This is a genomic window from Bacillus sp. S3 (assembly GCF_005154805.1).
Lineage (GTDB): Bacteria > Bacillota > Bacilli > Bacillales > Cytobacillaceae > Neobacillus.
The window spans coordinates 3822353-3841081 of record NZ_CP039727.1 but is presented as its reverse complement, the minus strand read 5'-3'; the positions used below and the strand labels follow the sequence as shown (position 1 = coordinate 3841081).

The window sequence follows — 18729 nt, the reverse complement described above, 5'->3', positions numbered from 1 at the left end:
TTTGCCGACCGTTTAAGCAGTAATCTTATTAGCCCCTGTCTTTCGATTAAAAAAAGAAAGAATCATGAGAAATCCAATTGTTATGATACTAACTGTGGTTCCAATTACATTATTAGGATTGAATAAAAATCCAATGAAGATGACGCTTAAGGAAACAATTGCGAAAATGGTTGTATAAGGGAACCATTTTACCCGAAAGGCAGGCTGAGCTTTGTAGAGCGGACGCAGCTTTAACTGTGCCGCACAAATGCTGATCCAAATGATCATGACGGTAAATCCAGGGATGGTCATAAGATAGCTGATAACCTCGCTCGGCGTTAAGTAAGCCAAGAATACACCTGCTAAAATACAGGCACTTGTAATCATGATTCCTGTTAATGGAATCCCCTTACTTGAAACCCTTCCTAATCCTTTCGGTGCCACACCGCTTTGGGCCATTGAAAACAATGTCCTTGATGTCGCATAAATACCGGAATTGGCGGCCGAAAGTACCGCAGTCAAAAGTACAAAATTCATAATATGTGCTGCCCCAGGCAGTCCCGTACTGCTGAACACCTGTACGAAAGGGCTGTCAGCACCAGAAACCTTGTCCCAAGGCATCATGCCGCAAATAATAAGAATTGGAAAAATATAAAAGATGATGACACGCCACACGGCAGATTTAATAATTTTCGGCAATACGCGTTCCGAATCTTTTGTTTCGGTTACAGCTACCCCGATTAATTCGGCTCCGCCATATGAAAACATCACAACTAAAAAGGCACTGAATGTACCGCCCAAACCATGCGGGAAAAATCCGCCATGTGCGGTAAAGTTCGACAATGGATCCTCAACAGTGCTAGGAATCAAACCCAAAAGAAGGAAGCAGCCTAAAATAATAAAAGCTATTAAGGCAATAATTTTAATGCCGGCGAACCAGAATTCAAGTTCACCGTAGTATTTTACTTGAAATAAATTGATGCCTACAATAATTACGGCACATAGTAAACTTAACAGCCATAACGGAATCTGCGGGAACCAGAATTGCAGAAAACTCCCCGCAGCTAATAATTCAACCACCGTTACAATGATCCAATTAATCCAGTAAAGCCATCCGACGAGAAACGATACTTGAAACCCAAATGCTTTATTTACGAGATGTTGAACATTCATATTTGGAAAAGCTATTGCCATTTCCCCTAATGCCGCCATAATAATAAATAGCAAAAGCCCGCCAATTAAGTAGGCAATAACGACACTGGGCCCGGCAATATTTAGCGTGTCAGAGCTGCCTTTAAATATCCCCGTTCCAATCATACCCGCCAGGGCAATGAATTGAACATGCCTTGGTAATAGCCCCTTGTGTAAATTCTGATGGTTATTCTCCATGATGTCCCAACCTACTTTTCTATTTTACTTAAACGCTTTTAAGCGCTAAAGAATTCTTATACTAATATATCATATTTTTTAAACCTGTCAATTGGAGTAATCGCTTACAATCCCTAAAAAAACAAAAGCACACGGTTGTGAATCCCGTGTGCTTTCTATGCGTAAGTCTCTCTATTTTGTGTTATGATGACATCTTCACTTTCTTTTGTGTAGTCGTCCATTTTCCGCGGCTTGGGCTTATGACCAAGTCATTATAGGCTAAGACATTTAAATCTCGTTGTATGGTGCGAGGAGTGATACCAAATTCCTCTACAAGTTCTTGCGTCGTGACAGTGCCGTTATTACGAATAAACATGTAGATACATTTGATGCGGTTTAACATCCGGTTAGTTGAAGGTTTCAAAGAACCACTCCCTATCCTTTTTTAAAACCAAGTCTAATCCCTCTACCGACAGCCTGTTTGAAGATTACTCTTCAAGAATATGTAGTTTTCTTTTCCGCGCAGCCATCTCCTTTTTTAGGATGGATCATGAAGTGAGTACCTAGATGTCATACATCTAACCTTATTGTACCCACAATTTCTGAAAATTTCTACCACTATAGTGAAAATCACAAAAAAATCTTCAAAGTTTTCTGTTATTGTTCGGCTTTTTGCCTCCTTTATCATTCTCTTACTATAGATTATGGCTTTAGGTGTTTGGTTTATGATGAATTATTTGAATTTTTAGTTAAAATATTTAATTTAAGCTTGTTCATCCGTTTGGAATGTTAATTGCTAAGATAATTGGAGAAATGATATTGTTAAAGAAGCACATACATATTAGGAGGTTATTCAAATGACTGAAATTAATTGGATGGGTGAAGTAGAAAAAAGAAAAGATGCCCTAATTAAGGACACGCAAGGATTATTACATATTAAAAGTATTTTAGATGAGGAAAATACTACTGATGATGCCCCGCTTGGACAAGGGGTGAAGGAAGCGCTTGATTTCATGCTTAACTTGGGTGAAAAAGATGGATTTACTCCAAAAAATGTTGGCAATCTTGCAGGTCACCTTGAGTTTGGTGAAGGAGAAGAACTACTGGGAATTCTCTGCCATGTAGATGTAGTGCCAGAGGGTGATGGCTGGACAAGTGATCCGTTTGGAGCAGAAATTCGTGATGGGAAAATCTATGCCCGCGGTGCACTGGATGACAAGGGTCCAACAATGGCTGCGTATTATGCCATGAAAATTGTGAAAGAACTTGGCTTACCGCTGAAAAAGCGTGTCCGGATGATTATTGGTACTGACGAAGAAAGCAATTGGCGCTGTGTCGAGCATTATTTTAAGCACGAAGAAATGCCGACTTTAGGGTTTGCCCCAGATGCTGATTTCCCGATTATTAATGCCGAAAAAGGAATTGCTGATTTTGATATGGTACAGCATGGGTCACTTGAGAGCTCGGATGAGGCCAATTTAAAGGTGGTAAGCTTTGTTTCCGGAAAAAGGTATAATATGGTTCCGGATCATGCTAAAGCCATCATCCTTGTAAAGGAACATCAAGATGAGGTGGTACAGCAATTTATCGCTTTTATGAAACAAGTGGAGTTGGAATATAATTACCACGCTCAGAATGAGGAACTGATTTTCGAGGTAATTGGTGTTTCTGCACACGGAATGGAACCGAGAAATGGAAAAAATGCCGGCTTGTTCTTAGCGGAGTTTCTTTCTAAGCAGTCCTTAGATGTAAGAGCGGCTCAATATTTCCAATTCGTATCGCGGTATTTCTTTGACGATTCAAGGGGTGTAAACCTTGGTGTGGCCTTTTCAGATGAAATTTCTGGTGAATTAACGATTAACCCTGGAAAGCTGAGCTTTACACCTGAAGCAGGCGGAAGGATCGGAATGACATGCAGATACCCGGTTACAAGCAAAATGGAAGAAACCAAGGCGAAACTAGATGCACTAATACCAAATGAGGGCTTTAGGATTGAGAATTTTTCAGACTCAAAACCACATCATGTCGATGAACAGGAATTCCTAATTCAAACCTTGAAAAAAGTATATGAAGAGCAAACAGGGGAAAAAGCGGAATTAATTGCAATTGGCGGTGGGACTTATGCACGTTCACTCAGCGCTGGAGTCGCCTTTGGTCCATTATTTCCAGGAAGACCGGATATCGCCCATCAAAAAGATGAATATATGTATATAGAAGATTTACTCAAAGCAACAGCCATTTACGCACAAGCCATTTTCGAATTAGCTAAAACAGAATAAATAAAAACGGAAAAAGACGTAGCTTTCGGACCCCCTTCGGCTCGTCTTTTTCTTTACAAAAAAAATCAGCCATTCTTACGTTTGATAAGGGATACAATTCGGAAAAAATAGACTAAAATTAAGTAAAGGACTGAACCATACAATGGATCAACGAACCCATTTTTTCTTTGCCGTAAAAATTCCTAATGTAGCGAAAGAAATCATCAAAGATCATATTGGGAGGATGAAGGGGGCCCTTCCTTTTGGCAGATGGGTACACCATCAGGATCTGCATATTACCTTGGCCTTTTTAGGTGCTGCTGATCCTGAAAAGTTGGCTGCTGCAGAAGACAACGTGAAAGAGGCTTTAAGGGATGCCCATGCATTGAAATTGAAAATTAATAAACTTGGAGTTTTCGGCCGGGAAGATGCGCCACGTGTTTTTTGGGCGGATACTGAGGAGAACAGTGAGCTGAGAGAAATTAGACAAAAGGTTTTCTCAGCCTGTGTGAAGGCGGGCTTTCAACTGGAAACAAGACCATTCCGTCCGCATATCACATTAGCAAGGAAGTGGATGGGAGACGAGTCCTTTCAGCTGGGGCAGCTAGAAATTTGGAATGAGTTACAGCCTGAACCGCTTCCCTTTCAAGCAAATGAGGTTGTTTTATATCAAACACATCTTAATCAATCGCCAAAATACGAAGCAATAACACTTTACCCATTACAAACATAAAAGGTTGGTCATATGAAGCAAATTTTCTTAATCATTAATCCAAAAGCAGGGAACGGCTACTGCCTTAAAATATGGGAGAGAATTGAAAGTCAACTAATGATGGAACAAATACCCTATCAAGCATTTTTTACTGAATATTCCGGACATGCTAAAAAACTAGCCCGCCAAATTGCTGCAAAGAATCAGGAGCAAAAACTGATTATTGCTGTTGGCGGGGACGGAACTATAAACGAAGTGTTGAATGGGGTTGTCAAAGAAAAGCATATCACCCTCGGCTTTATTCCCGGTGGTTCTGGCAATGATTTTTCAAGGGGTTATCACATTCCTGCGGATCCGCTGGAAGCGTTGAACGTGATACTTCGACTGAGGAAGCAGAAGGCATTGCCAGTCGATATCGGGAAAGTGACGAATGCGGAAGCTGGGGATGCAAGAGAGCACTTTTTTATAAATAATATGGGTGCCGGATTCGATGCCGTAATATCCTATGAGGTGAATCAATCACGGATAAAGGCATGGTTGAATAGGCTTTCACTAGGCAGGCTGGTTTATGTTTATTTTTTGATAAAAAAATTATTTACTTATAAAACAACTACAATTGATTTATCAATTGACGGGAATAAGCATATATTTGAACAAACATGGTTTGTAACCATTTCTAACCAGCCTTTTTATGGCGGCGGGATGAAAATTGCTCCAAATGCTGTGCCGGATGATGGGACTTTTGACATTACCGTTGTCCATCAGTTATCACGACTGAAGCTGCTCCTTGTTTTTATAAGTGTTTTTTGGGGAAAGCATATCCATTTTAAAGAAGTAAAAACCTTTAGGGGAAGAGTTATTTCGATTCAGTCCCCCGCCTCTTTATTTGTTCACGCAGATGGGGAACATATTGGCAGCACCCCACTAACAATCCGCCTTCAACCGAAAATTTTGAAGGTGTTAACAAGAAGACGCGGAACGGAAGAAATTAATCTGAAGGAGAGGGATTCGAATGATTTCTGCTGATAGGAAGTTTCTTGCCTACTTAGATGAAATGAATATCATTACGATTCTTCTTCCGCATTCCTATCATCATGGCCAGTCATCTTCTTTCTATATGATGGCTGATGCTGTGAAGACACCACTGCAAATCTTAAAGCAGACCGAAATAGAACATAATCATAAATATATTTGCCAGTTTAAAGGAGATATTGCATTTGGACAGCAATATTGGATTGTTGATGAACATGGAGGGAAGACGGATCTCCAAATCGGGGCCGTGATTAGAACGGAGGCATTTGATGAAGCGTTCTATTATGATGGCAATGATCTCGGGGTGACCTTTCAGGGGGGGCAAACTCAATTTAAGCTTTGGGCCCCGACCGCGACAGGAGTCAAATTAAAATTACGCCCGCCGGCGGGCCAGTATTCGGAAATTGTCAAGATGAGACGAGAAGATCGAGGTATTTGGTCTGTTGGGGTCAATCGTGATTTAGACACTTTCCAATATAGCTTTTTGGTCTTTGTGAATCAAGAATGGCGGGAGGTAGTGGATCCATATGTCAAGGCGGTAACAGCCAATGGAGAGCTGGGAGTTATTGTGAACCTCGAAAATTCAAACAGGCCTAGACATGATTTACCGCCAATCGAGCACCCTGTCGATGCCATTATTTATGAAACACATATAAGAGATTTTTCCATCCATAAAAACAGTGGAATCCAGAATAAGGGACTATACCTTGGAGCAGCGGAACTGGACACGAAAGGGAAAGATGGCAGTTCCACGGGGTTAACTTATTTGAAAGAATTGGGTATCACCCATATTGAATTCCTCCCCTTCCATGATTTTGCCGGTGTCGATGAATTGCATCCAAATAAAGACTATAACTGGGGCTATAATCCTCTCCATTTTAATGCTCCCGAGGGAAGTTATGCTACAGACCCATCTGCCCCTTATTCACGAATCAATGAGTTAAAGAAATTAATTGATCAAATTCACTCAAGCGGGCTCCGTGTCATCATGGATGTGGTGTATAATCATGTCTTTATACGTGAGAATTCATCGTTTGAAAAGGTGGTTCCCGGGTATTATTTTCGTCATAATGAAATGGGGCTGCCATCAAACGGTACAGGTGTGGGAAATGATATCGCCTCAGAACGAAGAATGGTTAGAAAATTTATTGTTGACTCCATTCGCTATTGGATGGAAGAGTATCATATAGATGGCTTTCGGTTTGACCTTATGGGAATTTTAGATGTGGAAACAATGATGGAGGTGAGGAAAGCGTGCGATAGTATCAAGAAAGGCTCGCTTATCATTGGTGAAGGATGGAGCTTGAATACACCACTTCCAGTTGAACAAAAGGCAACCATTGTCAATCAGGCAAAAATTCCGCAAATTGGCCAGTTCAATGATAAATTTCGTGACACCATTAAAGGGAGTACATTTAATTTGTTTGCAAAAGGGTACGCATTAGGGAATGAGCATCACCTGGATGCTGCTATAGATGTAATAACAGGAAGTATCGGCTTGACTAAGAAAGGATCTCGGCTTTTTAATGAACCCAGCCAATCTGTGAATTATGTTGAATGTCATGATAACCATACGCTGTGGGATAAACTTCAAGCCTGCTTTCCTGATCAGGAGCCTGAGATCTGTATGAGATACCATCGTCTTGCGACAGGTATTGTTATTTTATCTCAAGGTATACCATTCCTTCATAGCGGACAGGAATTTTTCCGTACAAAACAAGGAGAGGGAAACAGCTACCGTTCTCCTGACTCAATAAACCAGCTTGATTGGGAACGCAAAATCCAATTTATCGAAAATGTGGAATATATTAAAGGTTTGATTCAAATTCGCAAAGCATTTTCGTGTTTCCGGATGCGAACGTCTGATGAAATCCGTTCCCATATTCATCCATTATCATTAACTGCTCCAGTGTTAGGCTGTCTGTATAAAATGAATAATAGAGAAGTTATTCTCATGATTAATCCTTCTAATAAGAAAAAAAATATTCACCTTCCAGATGGAGAATGGTCAGTGTTGGCTAATCATGAATATGCAGGAATTTCTTCCAAGGAATGTATGCTAGTGGGAGAAATTACGATGGAACCTATTTCTTTGAATGTTTTATTAAAAAAATAGTTTTTCAAGATGACTTGACGAAAAAAGGCAATTGGAGATAAAATTTATTAAGATGGCTATTGTGTGCAATGGTTTCAATAGCTTTTTTTTATTTAAAAAAAGCTATTGAAATAATGGTGATTAAATTAAAACCTTTCGGCAGCACAGGTTTTACCTCTTTAGTCTGGGGAAAAAGCCCAATAGAACGGCATAAATTGAAGGTGAGCAATTTTGGAACATTTACTAGGACAAGAGTGGGAAATTACCCCCGCTGGAGGCAAAACGGGAGAAGCCTTTTATGCGGAATATGAAGATCAAAGGCTTTTTTTAAAGCGGAATTCCTCTCCATTCCTTGCAGTACTCTCAGCAGAAGGAATCGTCCCAAAGCTAGTTTGGACAAAACGATTGGAAAATGGAGATGTAATCACAGCGCAGCAATGGCTTCCTGGCCGAGAATTAACGCCGTCAGAAATGAACCAAGATAATGTTGCAAGATTGCTTAAGAAAATTCATTGTTCGGAGCCAATGCTTGGCATGTTAAGCCGGATTGAACATTCACCCTTACTTCCGGAGCCTATTTTGCAATCGGTAATATCCGAATTGGATGATGAGGTTATTACCTTACCGGAATCACAGAAAGCAATGAGCTTTCTAAAAAAGGAAGCCATGCACATTTATTGCGATGAAAAAGTCGTTTGTCATGGGGATGTCAATCATAACAACTGGCTGCTCTCTGATGACAACCAGCTGTACTTGATTGATTGGGACGGGGCGATGATTGCCGACCCCGCCATCGACCTGGGATTGCTCCTCTATTGGTACATTCCTGAAAAAAACTGGCAGGATTGGCTTACACTCTACGGAAAAGAGCTGACAGACCATCTAAAGCTGAGAATGAAATGGTATGTGACGATTCAAACTTTATCTTCCATTCAATGGTATAAAAATAAGAACCGTCTGGAAGAAATGAATAAATGGATTCGGTTTATAAACGAAATCCTCTAAGGCGTTTGCGCTTTTCTTATGAAAATTGACCAATATCGCTTACCCATTGGGATAAGTTTTCTTGGTTTGATAAAATATGCTGGTCTAAATCGGCAGTCTGTGAACCGTGCTGGCTGTAATGGTAGACCTCCTGTAAGATGTTTTTCACATTTTGATCGACTTGAGTGTTGACCATCAGCGATTTAATTAAGCGTTCGAGCTGTTCACATTCTGCAACGGATCCGCAGCAGTCTGTTTGATGATTGTTTAAGATATCTTTCAATAATGTAACTTGGTCATCGTGACTTAATGGCATAAAAGCACACCCTTTCAGTGGAAATGAAAAAAAGAATTCACCTTAGGATGTGAATTCTTTTTCTATTTATGCTTTAACCTTTTTTCCATTAAATTTAGCTTGTCATGAAAATGGTCAGCATGTTATGTTTGGAAGGAAAATTTGATTAGGAGTGTCACAATGAGACTTAGACATAAGCCTTGGGCAAAGGAGAAATTAGAAGAGCATCCACAATTTATCGTCGCCAATCCCGAAATGCACAAAGGAAAATGGCATGAGGTTTTTGAAAAAGACCAGCCGCTTCATATCGAAGTCGGTACAGGAAAAGGTCAATTTATCACCGAGATGGCAAAAGCGAATCCCGGCATTAATTATATGGGAATTGAGTTATATGACAGTGTCATCGTAGCAGCATTGGATCGTTTAATTGAGGCTGATTTACCAAATGTAAAGCTTTTGAACGTCAATGCGGCTGATTTAGCAAAGTATTTTACTAAAAATGATGTGGATCGGGTTTACTTGAACTTTTCAGATCCATGGCCTAAAGTCCGCCATGAGAAAAGAAGATTAACGTATAAAGATTTCTTAAAACTTTATCAAGATATTTTGGTCGATGGCGGCGAAATTCATTTTAAAACAGATAATCAAGGTTTATTTGAATACTCACTCATGAGCTTTTCCGCTTATGGTTTATTATTAAAATATGTAAGCCTCGATTTTCATCAAAGTGGTTATGAAGGAAACATCATGACCGAATACGAGCAGAAATTTTCCGAGCAAGGCAATCGGATTTATCGCTGCGAGGTAAAATATCAAAACTAAACATATGGGCAGTTCAAATGATGAACTGTCCTTTTTTTGTTTCTTCAAAATTTAGACAATGTTAAAATTATAGAGAAATGAGTGAAATGGAGGAGATGGAGAATGGAGACATTAAAAGTTGGAAACGTTTTATTAACCTGGTTATCGGGAGGCGTAACAAACTTGGACGGCGGTGCTATGTTTGGCGTGGTCCCAAAGGGATTATGGTCGAAAAAGTATCCGGCAAATGAAAAAAACCAAATTGAACTGCCAACAGACCCTATTTTAATCCAGATGGAAGGGAAAAATCTTTTAGTCGAATCTGGCATAGGAAAAGGAAAATTAACCGACAAACAGTTAAGAAATTATGGTGTAACAAGAGAATCGGAGCTTGAGGAATCATTAGCTCAAGTTGGGTTACATCCTGAAATGATTGACTATGTACTAATGACACATTTGCATTTTGACCATGTTGGCGGCTTGACCAAGCTTGTGGACGGCAAGTATGTTTCAACCTTTCCAAATGCAAAAATTATTACTTCTCAAGTAGAATGGGACGAAATGCGTCAGCCTAATGTCCGTTCGAAAAATACATATTGGAAAGAAAATTGGCAGGCAATCGAAACACAAGTGATTCCTTTTGAGGAAAAGTGGAATTTCGGAGCCATTACAATGATTCATACAGGCGGACATAGTAATGGACATTCAATCTTGATCATCGAGGATCAGGGCGAAATGTCTATTCACATGGCAGACCTGATGGCGACACATGCCCATCAGAATGTACTATGGGTTATGGCTTACGATGATTACCCAATGGATTCGATTGCGGCAAAGGAAAAATGGCTGCCATTCGGTTTAGCAAAAAACGCCTGGTTTACCTTTTATCATGATGCTTTTTACCGGGCTGTTAAATGGGGACAGGATGGAAAAGAAATAGTGGAAAGCATTAAAAGAGAAAGATAAGATAAAAATAGCCGTATCATGATAATGCGGCTATTTTTATCTTTTAAACCAGCTCTTCTGTTAACGAACGCAGATCCAAAATGGTTCCGGTGGATGCATCCGCAATAAATTCGTATTGTTCATTTGCACCATCATTTTGTTTAGAAATGCCGCCTTTATAAACCTGATAGTTCAAATGCTGTTTTTGATACGGTTCAGCTGCCATATGAATCCATGAGCCGCTGATTGGCCCATGTTGTTTAAATTGCTTTTTTACATGCTCTAATACTTTTTCAGGTGACACTTTTGTTTTTTTGTTTAAGATTTCTTTTGTTACGTAGCCGCTGATTACCCCCGCTGCGGCACCAAGTAAAAATGACTTCCAGTTCATCTATTGCACCCCCAAATTTGGAAAAGATTACTTAAAAGGTATCTCTTCTCAGTATAACGTATTTGACTGGGAGAAGAAATTATTACAGAAAATGAAATGTTGGTAACCAATAAAAAGTTTCTGTAAAATGGAAATATACATAAATAGATTAAAAGGAGCCTTTTTATGAACGAACAGACCTTAAAGCTTTTTCAAACATTAACCGAGCTTCCGGGCGCACCCGGAAATGAACATTTAGTAAGAAAGTTTATGCGGGAACAATTGACTCCTTACGCAGATGAAATTATTCAGGATCAATTAGGCAGTATCTTTGGAGTGAAAAAAGGAGCGGGTGGTCCTGCAGTCATGGTAGCGGGGCACATGGATGAAGTCGGTTTTATGGTTACTGCCATCACTGATAATGGAATGCTCCGTTTTCAAACACTGGGAGGTTGGTGGAGTCAGGTTCTTCTCGCCCAGCGTGTTCAAGTTATGACAAAGAATGGCCCTGTCGTAGGTGTTGTTGGTTCAATTCCTCCGCATCTGTTAGACGATTCAAAGAAAAATAAACCAATGGAAATAAAAAATATGCTCATCGATATTGGCGCGGATAACCGCGAAGATGCAAAGCGGATTGGGATTAAGCCAGGGGATCCGATTTTGCCGATTTGTCCATTTACCCCAATGGCAAATCCAAAGAAAATCTTGGCAAAGGCTTGGGATAATCGGTACGGCTGCGGACTTGCGATTGAATTATTGCAAGAGCTAAAGGATGAAACATTGCCAAATACCTTGTATTCCGGGGCAACCGTTCAGGAGGAGGTCGGTTTACGAGGTGCGCAGACAGCAGCCAATATGATTAAACCTGATATCTTTTTTGCCATGGACGCAAGCCCGGCCAATGATATGACTGGTGATAAAAATGAATTTGGCCAATTAGGAAAAGGGACATTGCTTCGAATACTTGACCGTTCTATGGTAACCCATCGCGGAATGAGAGAGTTTGTTCTCGATACAGCAGAAACAAATAAGATCCCATATCAATATTTTGTTTCACAGGGTGGAACAGACGCAGGAAGGGTTCATTTATCTAATGAGGGTGTTCCAAGTGCAGTAATCGGTATTTGTTCGCGCTACATTCATACTCATGCCTCCATCATTCATGTGGATGATTACGCAGCGGCAAAACAGTTATTGGTTAAACTCGTCAAAGCATGTGACCAAACAACAGTAGACACAATTAAAGCAAATAGCTAATTAAAATGGAGGCACTAACCATGCCTCTATTTTGATGTTAAAAAGGAGAGACTATCATGAAAATCATCATCGGTTCAAAAAATCCAGCAAAAATTAATGCTGTAAAAAATAGTTTCGCAGACCAAGAAACAGAGTTTGTTTCACTCGATATTCCTTCTGATGTAGGCGAGCAGCCGTTTTCAGATGAGGAAACCATCCGCGGTGCCATCAATCGAGCTGTAGGAGCGTTAAAGCAAGGTAATGGAGACATTGGCATTGGACTAGAAGGCGGTGTCCAGGAAACGAGCCACGGGCTATTGCTTTGCAATTGGGGAGCATTAGCCGCTCATAACATGGAGCCGATTATTGCCGGCGGAGCAAGATTTCTTCTCCCCGAAGAAATTGCAGTAAGGCTAAGAGCCGGAGAAGAACTCGGTCCGGTTATGGAGATTTTTGCAAAAATGAAAAATGTTAGGAAACATGAAGGAGCAGTTGGGATTTTTACGAATGGCATGATTAATCGGGTTGATATGTTTACACATGTGGCGAATCTATTAGTTGGACAATATCGCTATCAACAAGGCAGTTAGGAAAAAAATCCTGATTTTTCGACAGCAAGAATCGTCAAAAAGTCTTGTTTTTTGATTATTTTGGAAGGTATGATGAAGATAGGACTTTATACATCTTGTAAGGAGGCGGAAAATCTGAATGAAAACTATTAAAATAATCACCATTTTTATGTTTGCGATTTTGTTAATAAGTGGATGCAACAATCCATCATTTAAAGAGGAAAGTAAAGCAGCCGTTAATACAGTAAAAACAACGTTTAATGAGAAGGAGAAACAAACAAATAAAAAAAGTGGTAAAATTCATTTTTATCTTCCAACAGGTTATAGCATAAAAGATCAATCTCCAAACAATATTATTTTACAAAATGGCTCTGAAATATTTATTCTTTTCATCAATCCGCAAGAGGAAAGGACCAGTGATGTCCTTTATAAATCTACTGTTGATCAATATGAAAAGCTCGATATCAATGAAACATTTAAGAATGACAATAAATATGGATTTTTAACCATTCAGCAGTTGAAGGATGACGACTTGAATGAAGTAACGATCGGTGTTGGCGGTGCCAAAATAACGACTCAAGTCAAAACTGGTAAGTTGAATGAGGATGCCAAATCGATGATGCAAATTGTCAATTCAGTGAAATATCCACAAGAAACGAAAGAATAATCCTACGTTAAGGATCGCATCATAACATAAAAGCTAATCTAAATTATGTGCAGATGATTGGACTGAAAAGCTGTGGGACTGTTATGATTTGAGAAGAATCTTACCAAAGAGTATATCTTCAATCGGAGGCGTTAAGTGTGAAAAATTTAGAGTCTATGGAGCAATTTGCACAACTTCGTGATGGATCCAAAACTATTTTTATGTTTTCAGCAAATTGGTGTGGGGATTGCCGTTTTATCGAACCGGTGCTGCCAGAAATTGAAGCTAAATTTACAGAATTTACGTTTATTCATGTGGACCGTGATCAATTTATTGATTTATGCCAACAAGTAGACGTATATGGCATTCCAAGCTTTATCGCTTATGAAAACGGAAAAGAGCTTGGCCGCTTTGTAAGTAAAGACCGTAAAACCCAGGAAGAAATTGAAGCTTTCATTTCAGGTTTAAAATAATCAAACGTGAACGCCCCTATCTTTTGAGATGGGGGTTTTTTTCATGTACAATAGGAGATACAGCTCCAAGAAATGGTGGGTTAAAATATGAAAATGGATAGTAAAAAAATGCGTCGTGCAATAGAGGAGCGCTTGGCCGGGAAAGACAGAGTAATTTCTTATGACCGGGAAAAAGATCAGCTCCGTATCGAAAGCGAAATTGTTAATAAGGGGATTACGGTTTCATTACCTGGAATCATAGCAAAATGGAATATAGAAAAAGATAAGGCGATTGATGAGATAGTTTATTACGTTGAAGAAGGGCTTCGGGCAATGGAGGATCCGATTCAGTTAACGGATCATGAGAAAAAGATCTTTCCTGTCATTCGCTCTGCTTCCTTTCCAACCGAAGCGGAAGAAGGTATTCCATTTTTGATGGATGAACATACTGCTGAAACTAAGATTTACTATGCCCTTGACATGGGGAAAACCTATCGGCTGATAGATGAACGTATTATGCAGAAGGAAGGATGGCTTCCAAACAGAATCAAGGAAATTGCCTTATTTAATGTAAGGTCGCTTTCAACCCCATTAAAAGAGGATCATGTGGCAGGAAATACCTTTTATTTCCTTAACACCAACGATGCATATGATGCCAGCAGGATCTTAAATAAGGGATTCTTAAATGAAATGGAAAAGCGGATTACAGGGAAAATGGTGCTTGCTGTTCCACATCAGGATGTATTGATCATTGCTGATATTCGTAATGATAGGGGCTATGATATTATTGCCCAGATGGCGATGAGTTTTTTCACGAACGGAAGAGTACCAATCACGGCTTTATCTTTTTACTACGAAGATGGGGAATTAGAACCGATTTTTATATTAGGAAAAAATAAGTGAAGAAGATCAGAAAAAGGATCACCTCAAAAAGTGGTCTTTTTTCATGAAAACGTACCGTATATATCCAATTGGAACATATTTCGACTCATTCTAAAGAATTATCTCGAAAAAATATCAATTACTGATAAAATAGAAAATAGTTTAAAAAGAAAGAGTGATAGTTTTGAGTTGGATCCAAAACTTTTTTCAAAAGTTTAAAAAAGATGAGGAAGAAGAGTATAACGAGGTAAGGATACATCCTCACTACCAGGAAACCCTTCCACCACAAAATCAAATTGATAGTTTAAAGGATTTGGACACGAGAATATCGTATCAATACCCTAAGGGCGGTAATCTTCCAGCTCGTCCGCCGAGGGTCCTTCAAAAGGATAAGCAGGAAAGCGTACGTCCAAAAAGAACAGCGCAGCTTCCAGAAAAACAAGGACGAACAGAAAAGCCTTTGGTAACGCCTGTAAAAAAAGAAGTGACGAATAAAATGAAGGAACAGGTGTCTAGATCAAGGGGACCGTTTCATCCAACTGAAATTCCTTCTCCTGTTTTTGGCTTTAATAGGCCAAAAAAGTCGGATACAATTGTGGAGCATGAATTGAGCCGTTTTTTACAAGAGGATTTTGAAAACGGGGTTGATCATCTTATTGAGGCTGATGTGGAAACTCCAGCTTCCGTAACAGAGATTCTAATTGAAACATCTTCTCCTGCGTTAGAGGAAATTTTTCAAGCTGAAGAAACCTTGCTTGAAGAACATGTGGAACAAGTTGAAGCAGTGGAAGAGTCTTTTCCTGAACCCGAACCTGAATTCGAATCCGAACCTGAACCGGAAACCGAACCCGAACTTGAATTCGAATCCGAACTCGAACCTGAACCCGAACCTGAAATTGTATCTGACCCAGAAATACCTGCCCAAAAACGTTCGAAGTTGCCATTCAATGTGATGATGCTAAAGCAGGATAAACAAAAATGGGAAGAGAAAAAGCGAACGAGGGAAATGGAACAGAAAGCTGCCGGAGAAAAAGAGAAAAAAGCGGTAGAAATAGTTAATCTGCTTATAAAACCTTTAGAAAATAATGAAAACGAAAGTTTGAATGATAGTACCTATATACTGCCAAAATCAAATTTATTAAACCCTCCGGTAACAGAGGTCCGTGACCAGGGATGGTTACTTGAGCAAGAAGAGCTTTTAAATCAAACATTGCGAAATTTTAATGTCGGCGCAAGTGTTGTCAATGTGACACAAGGACCGTCGGTTACACGCTTTGAAGTACAGCCAGAGCCAGGTGTAAAAGTAAACAAAATCACAAACTTAAGTGATGATATAAAATTAAGCCTTGCCGCAAGGGATATCCGGATTGAAGCGCCTATTCCGGGAAAACATACGATTGGAATTGAGGTGCCTAATCATAAGTCAAGACCTGTTCTTATTAATGAAATTATCGGGAGCAGTGTTTTCAGTGATTCTCCCTCACCATTAACGGCGGTTCTTGGTCTTGATATTGCCGGGAACCCTATTGTTACCGACTTGAAGAAAATGCCGCACGGATTAATCGCAGGTGCGACCGGGTCGGGAAAGAGTGTTTGCATTAACTCTATTTTGGTTAGTTTGATATATAAGGCCCGTCCAGAAGATGTAAAGCTATTATTGATTGATCCTAAAATGGTAGAGCTTGCACCATATAATCGGATTCCGCACTTAGTCAGCCCCGTGATCACAGATGTGAAGGCGGCAACAGCGGCGTTAAAATGGGCTGTAGATGAAATGGAAAGACGCTATGAGCTATTTGCTCATACAGGTGTTCGCGATATTGGCCGATTTAATGAACTGGCGATAAAGCATAAGCGCTACTCAGACAAACTGCCGTTTATTGTGATTATTATTGATGAGTTAGCTGATTTGATGATGATGTCCCCGGCAGATGTAGAAGAAGCAGTTTGCCGGATTGCCCAAAAGGCTAGAGCCTGCGGGATTCATTTGATTTTAGCTACGCAAAGACCATCAGTGGATGTCATCACCGGATTAATTAAAGCAAATATTCCTACCCGGATTGCCTTTTCAGTTTCTTCTCAGGTAGATTCTCGTACGATTATTGATATTAGCGGGGCTGAGAAATTGCTTGGCCGCGGCGATATGCTATTTTTAGAAAATGGCTCATCAAAACCAGTACGCTTACAAGGCACATATGTTTCTGATGAAGAGATTGATCTGGTTGTTGCCCATGTGAGAGAGCAGAGGGAGCCTGAATACCTGTTCGAGCAAGAAGAATTACTTAAAAAAGCGCAAGTTACGGAAGAGGAAGACGAACTATTTTTTGAGGCCTGTGAATTTATTGTTGATCAAGGAGGCGCTTCTACCTCAAGCTTGCAAAGACGGTTTAAAATTGGTTATAACCGTGCCGCACGGTTAATGGACCTGCTCGAAAAAAACGGCTATATTACGGGTGCCAATGGAAGCAAACCTCGTGACGTTTTGATAACAGCTGCGGATTTGGAGGCTATTTCCGACTAGTATATTTTCACTAAACCATTGTATTCTTTAGTTATTGGAACAAATAATAAAGTGGATATAAACTTCGAGTATGTAATTTATAAAGTAACAAATAGTTTTTATAAGAGAACAATGGTATAATAATTAAATGATTTTCATTAATGATAAATAAATCTTAAACGTTTTTGAGATTCTCAAGACAATTAGCAAATACAGACAGATGTCATATACTGTTTTACAGTATTACGTTTGGTTGGAGGTTCTTCTATGACTATTTACCATTTTGTAGGTATTAAGGGGTCTGGAATGAGTGCTCTCGCACAAGTTCTACATGATATGAAATTTCAAGTGCAAGGCTCCGATGTCGAAAAGCACTTTTTTACCCAGGATGCCCTAGAAAAATCGGGGATTACGATTCTTCCCTTTCAAAAGGAAAACATCAAGCCGGGATTAACCATTATTGCAGGAAATGCATTTCCTGATACGCATGAAGAAATTCAGGAAGCTATGAAGCTGGGACTTCCGATCGTACGGTACCATCGCTTTTTAGGCGATTTTATGCAAAACTTTATAAGCATTGCTATTACTGGTGCACACGGGAAAACGTCCACAACAGGACTGCTTGCACATACAATTGCAGGTGCAAAGCCCACATCCTTTTTAATCGGTGACGGAACTGGTAAAGGTGAAGAAGGTGCGGAGTATTTTGTATTTGAAGCATGTGAATATAGGAGACACTTTTTATCGTACTTTCCGGATTATGCAATCATGACAAATATTGATTTTGATCACCCCGACTATTTTGCCAATATTGATGATGTTTTTTTCGCATTCCAGGAAATGGCGGTCCAAGTAAAAAAAGGGATTTTTGCTTATGGTGATGATGAACATCTGCAAAAAATTCAAGCGAAGGTTCCCGTTCTTTTCTATGGATTTGGCGAAGAAAATGACTATCAGGCAAAAAATCTTGTCAAAACAACTAATGGAACGACCTTTGATGTTTTTATTCGCAATACTTTCTATGATACATTTTCGATTCCAACTTTTGGCGACCATAGTGTATTAAATGCATTAGCTGTCATTGGTTTATGTCATTACGAAGAAATTGATGTAGAAATAGTGAAGGAACATTTATTAACGTTCCAAGGTGTAAAAAGAAGATTCTCTGAAAAAAGTGTTGGTTCACAAATATTAATCGATGATTATGCCCATCATCCAACTGAAATTAAGGCAACAATTGAGGCAGCCCGGCAGAAATATCCAGACCGAAAAATTATTGCTGTCTTTCAGCCTCATACTTTTACACGGACACAGGCATTTTTAGAGGATTTTGCCGAAAGCTTGCGCCAGGCAGATCAAACCTATTTATGTGAGATTTTTGGCTCCGCGAGGGAAAATCATGGAAAGCTGACAATCCAAGATTTGCAGGAAAAAATTACCGGCGCTGAAATCATTTCTGAAGAAAATACTGCTGTATTAAACGAACATGACCGCAGTGTGATTATTTTTATGGGAGCAGGAGACATCCAAAAATTTCAGGAATCGTATGAAAAGCAACTTTCATAATTTATAAAAAGGATGCCGGCATTGCGCTGGCATCCTTTT

18 protein-coding genes are annotated in these 18729 nt (G+C 39.6%); 14 read left to right on the top strand and 4 right to left on the bottom strand.

Features of this window, described 5'->3' with window-relative positions; genetic code table 11:
* Window positions 1-12: 12 nt before the first annotated feature.
* Both FAY30_RS18675 and FAY30_RS18670 read right to left on the bottom strand, forming a co-directional pair.
* The gene (locus tag FAY30_RS18675) at window positions 13-1368 is read right to left on the bottom strand and encodes an amino acid permease (protein WP_149871292.1); all 1356 of its coding nucleotides are present in this window, start codon (window positions 1366-1368) and stop codon (window positions 13-15) included.
* 181 nt (window positions 1369-1549) lie between these two features.
* Window positions 1550-1771 (bottom strand): DeoR family transcriptional regulator, encoded by a 222-nt coding sequence (locus FAY30_RS18670; RefSeq protein WP_007086548.1) that lies wholly within the window; start codon window positions 1769-1771, stop codon window positions 1550-1552.
* A 433-nt stretch (window positions 1772-2204) separates the two neighbouring features.
* Here FAY30_RS18670 and pepV point away from each other — a divergent pair, with 433 nt between their 5' ends.
* From pepV to FAY30_RS18645, 5 genes are all read left to right on the top strand, one after another.
* Window positions 2205-3626 carry a dipeptidase PepV gene (gene pepV, locus FAY30_RS18665; protein WP_149871291.1) on the top strand — a complete coding sequence of 474 codons (1422 nt, stop codon included), beginning with the start codon at window positions 2205-2207 and terminating at the stop codon, window positions 3624-3626.
* A gap of 142 nt (window positions 3627-3768) precedes the next feature.
* Window positions 3769-4338, top strand: coding sequence for an RNA 2',3'-cyclic phosphodiesterase (thpR, locus tag FAY30_RS18660; protein WP_149871290.1), 570 nt, complete (start codon window positions 3769-3771; stop codon window positions 4336-4338).
* A 12-nt stretch (window positions 4339-4350) separates the two neighbouring features.
* Window positions 4351-5343 carry a diacylglycerol/lipid kinase family protein gene (locus FAY30_RS18655; protein ID WP_149871289.1) on the top strand — a complete coding sequence of 331 codons (993 nt, stop codon included), beginning with the start codon at window positions 4351-4353 and terminating at the stop codon, window positions 5341-5343.
* A complete protein-coding gene (gene pulA / locus FAY30_RS18650; protein ID WP_149871288.1) occupies window positions 5330-7465 on the top strand; it encodes a type I pullulanase in 2136 nt (711 codons plus the stop codon). The genes FAY30_RS18655 and pulA overlap by 14 nt, the downstream gene beginning before the upstream one ends.
* Window positions 7466-7675: 210 nt before the next feature.
* Window positions 7676-8449 (top strand): phosphotransferase family protein, encoded by a 774-nt coding sequence (locus FAY30_RS18645; RefSeq protein ID WP_149871287.1) that lies wholly within the window; start codon window positions 7676-7678, stop codon window positions 8447-8449.
* 16 nt (window positions 8450-8465) lie between these two features.
* Here FAY30_RS18645 and FAY30_RS18640 read toward each other — a convergent pair whose 3' ends face one another.
* Window positions 8466-8744, bottom strand: a complete 279-nt coding sequence (locus tag FAY30_RS18640; RefSeq protein WP_149871286.1) for a YtzH-like family protein — start codon at window positions 8742-8744, stop codon at window positions 8466-8468.
* 159 nt (window positions 8745-8903) lie between these two features.
* Between FAY30_RS18640 and trmB the strand changes: the two genes are divergently transcribed.
* Together trmB and FAY30_RS18630 are read left to right on the top strand one after the other, a co-directional pair.
* The gene (gene trmB / locus FAY30_RS18635) at window positions 8904-9545 is read left to right on the top strand and encodes a tRNA (guanosine(46)-N7)-methyltransferase TrmB (RefSeq protein ID WP_149871285.1); all 642 of its coding nucleotides are present in this window, start codon (window positions 8904-8906) and stop codon (window positions 9543-9545) included.
* Between the two features lie 102 nt (window positions 9546-9647).
* Window positions 9648-10490: a YtnP family quorum-quenching lactonase gene (locus FAY30_RS18630; protein WP_149871284.1), complete on the top strand. Its 843-nt coding sequence runs from the start codon at window positions 9648-9650 to the stop codon at window positions 10488-10490.
* 43 nt (window positions 10491-10533) lie between these two features.
* Here the strand turns inward: FAY30_RS18630 and FAY30_RS18625 are convergent, their stop codons facing one another.
* Window positions 10534-10860: a PepSY domain-containing protein gene (locus tag FAY30_RS18625; RefSeq protein WP_149871283.1), complete on the bottom strand. Its 327-nt coding sequence runs from the start codon at window positions 10858-10860 to the stop codon at window positions 10534-10536.
* A gap of 165 nt (window positions 10861-11025) precedes the next feature.
* Between FAY30_RS18625 and FAY30_RS18620 the strand changes: the two genes are divergently transcribed.
* From FAY30_RS18620 to murC, 7 genes are all read left to right on the top strand, one after another.
* A complete protein-coding gene (locus tag FAY30_RS18620; protein WP_149871282.1) occupies window positions 11026-12096 on the top strand; it encodes a M42 family metallopeptidase in 1071 nt (356 codons plus the stop codon).
* 56 nt (window positions 12097-12152) lie between these two features.
* The gene (locus FAY30_RS18615; RefSeq protein ID WP_149871281.1) at window positions 12153-12665 is read left to right on the top strand and encodes a DUF84 family protein; all 513 of its coding nucleotides are present in this window, start codon (window positions 12153-12155) and stop codon (window positions 12663-12665) included.
* A 118-nt stretch (window positions 12666-12783) separates the two neighbouring features.
* On the top strand, window positions 12784-13311 hold the full coding sequence (locus FAY30_RS18610) for a hypothetical protein (RefSeq protein WP_149871280.1): 528 nt from the start codon (window positions 12784-12786) through the stop codon (window positions 13309-13311).
* Between the two features lie 137 nt (window positions 13312-13448).
* Entirely contained in the window at window positions 13449-13763 is a 315-nt protein-coding gene (locus tag FAY30_RS18605; protein ID WP_149871279.1) for a thioredoxin family protein, read from the top strand.
* Window positions 13764-13850: 87 nt separating this feature from the next.
* Window positions 13851-14645: a DUF1444 domain-containing protein gene (locus FAY30_RS18600; RefSeq protein ID WP_411675461.1), complete on the top strand. Its 795-nt coding sequence runs from the start codon at window positions 13851-13853 to the stop codon at window positions 14643-14645.
* Between the two features lie 163 nt (window positions 14646-14808).
* The gene (locus FAY30_RS18595) at window positions 14809-17145 is read left to right on the top strand and encodes a DNA translocase FtsK (RefSeq protein WP_190284688.1); all 2337 of its coding nucleotides are present in this window, start codon (window positions 14809-14811) and stop codon (window positions 17143-17145) included.
* A 246-nt stretch (window positions 17146-17391) separates the two neighbouring features.
* On the top strand, window positions 17392-18690 hold the full coding sequence (gene murC, locus FAY30_RS18590; RefSeq protein WP_149871278.1) for a UDP-N-acetylmuramate--L-alanine ligase: 1299 nt from the start codon (window positions 17392-17394) through the stop codon (window positions 18688-18690).
* The last annotated feature ends 39 nt before the right edge of the window (window positions 18691-18729 follow it).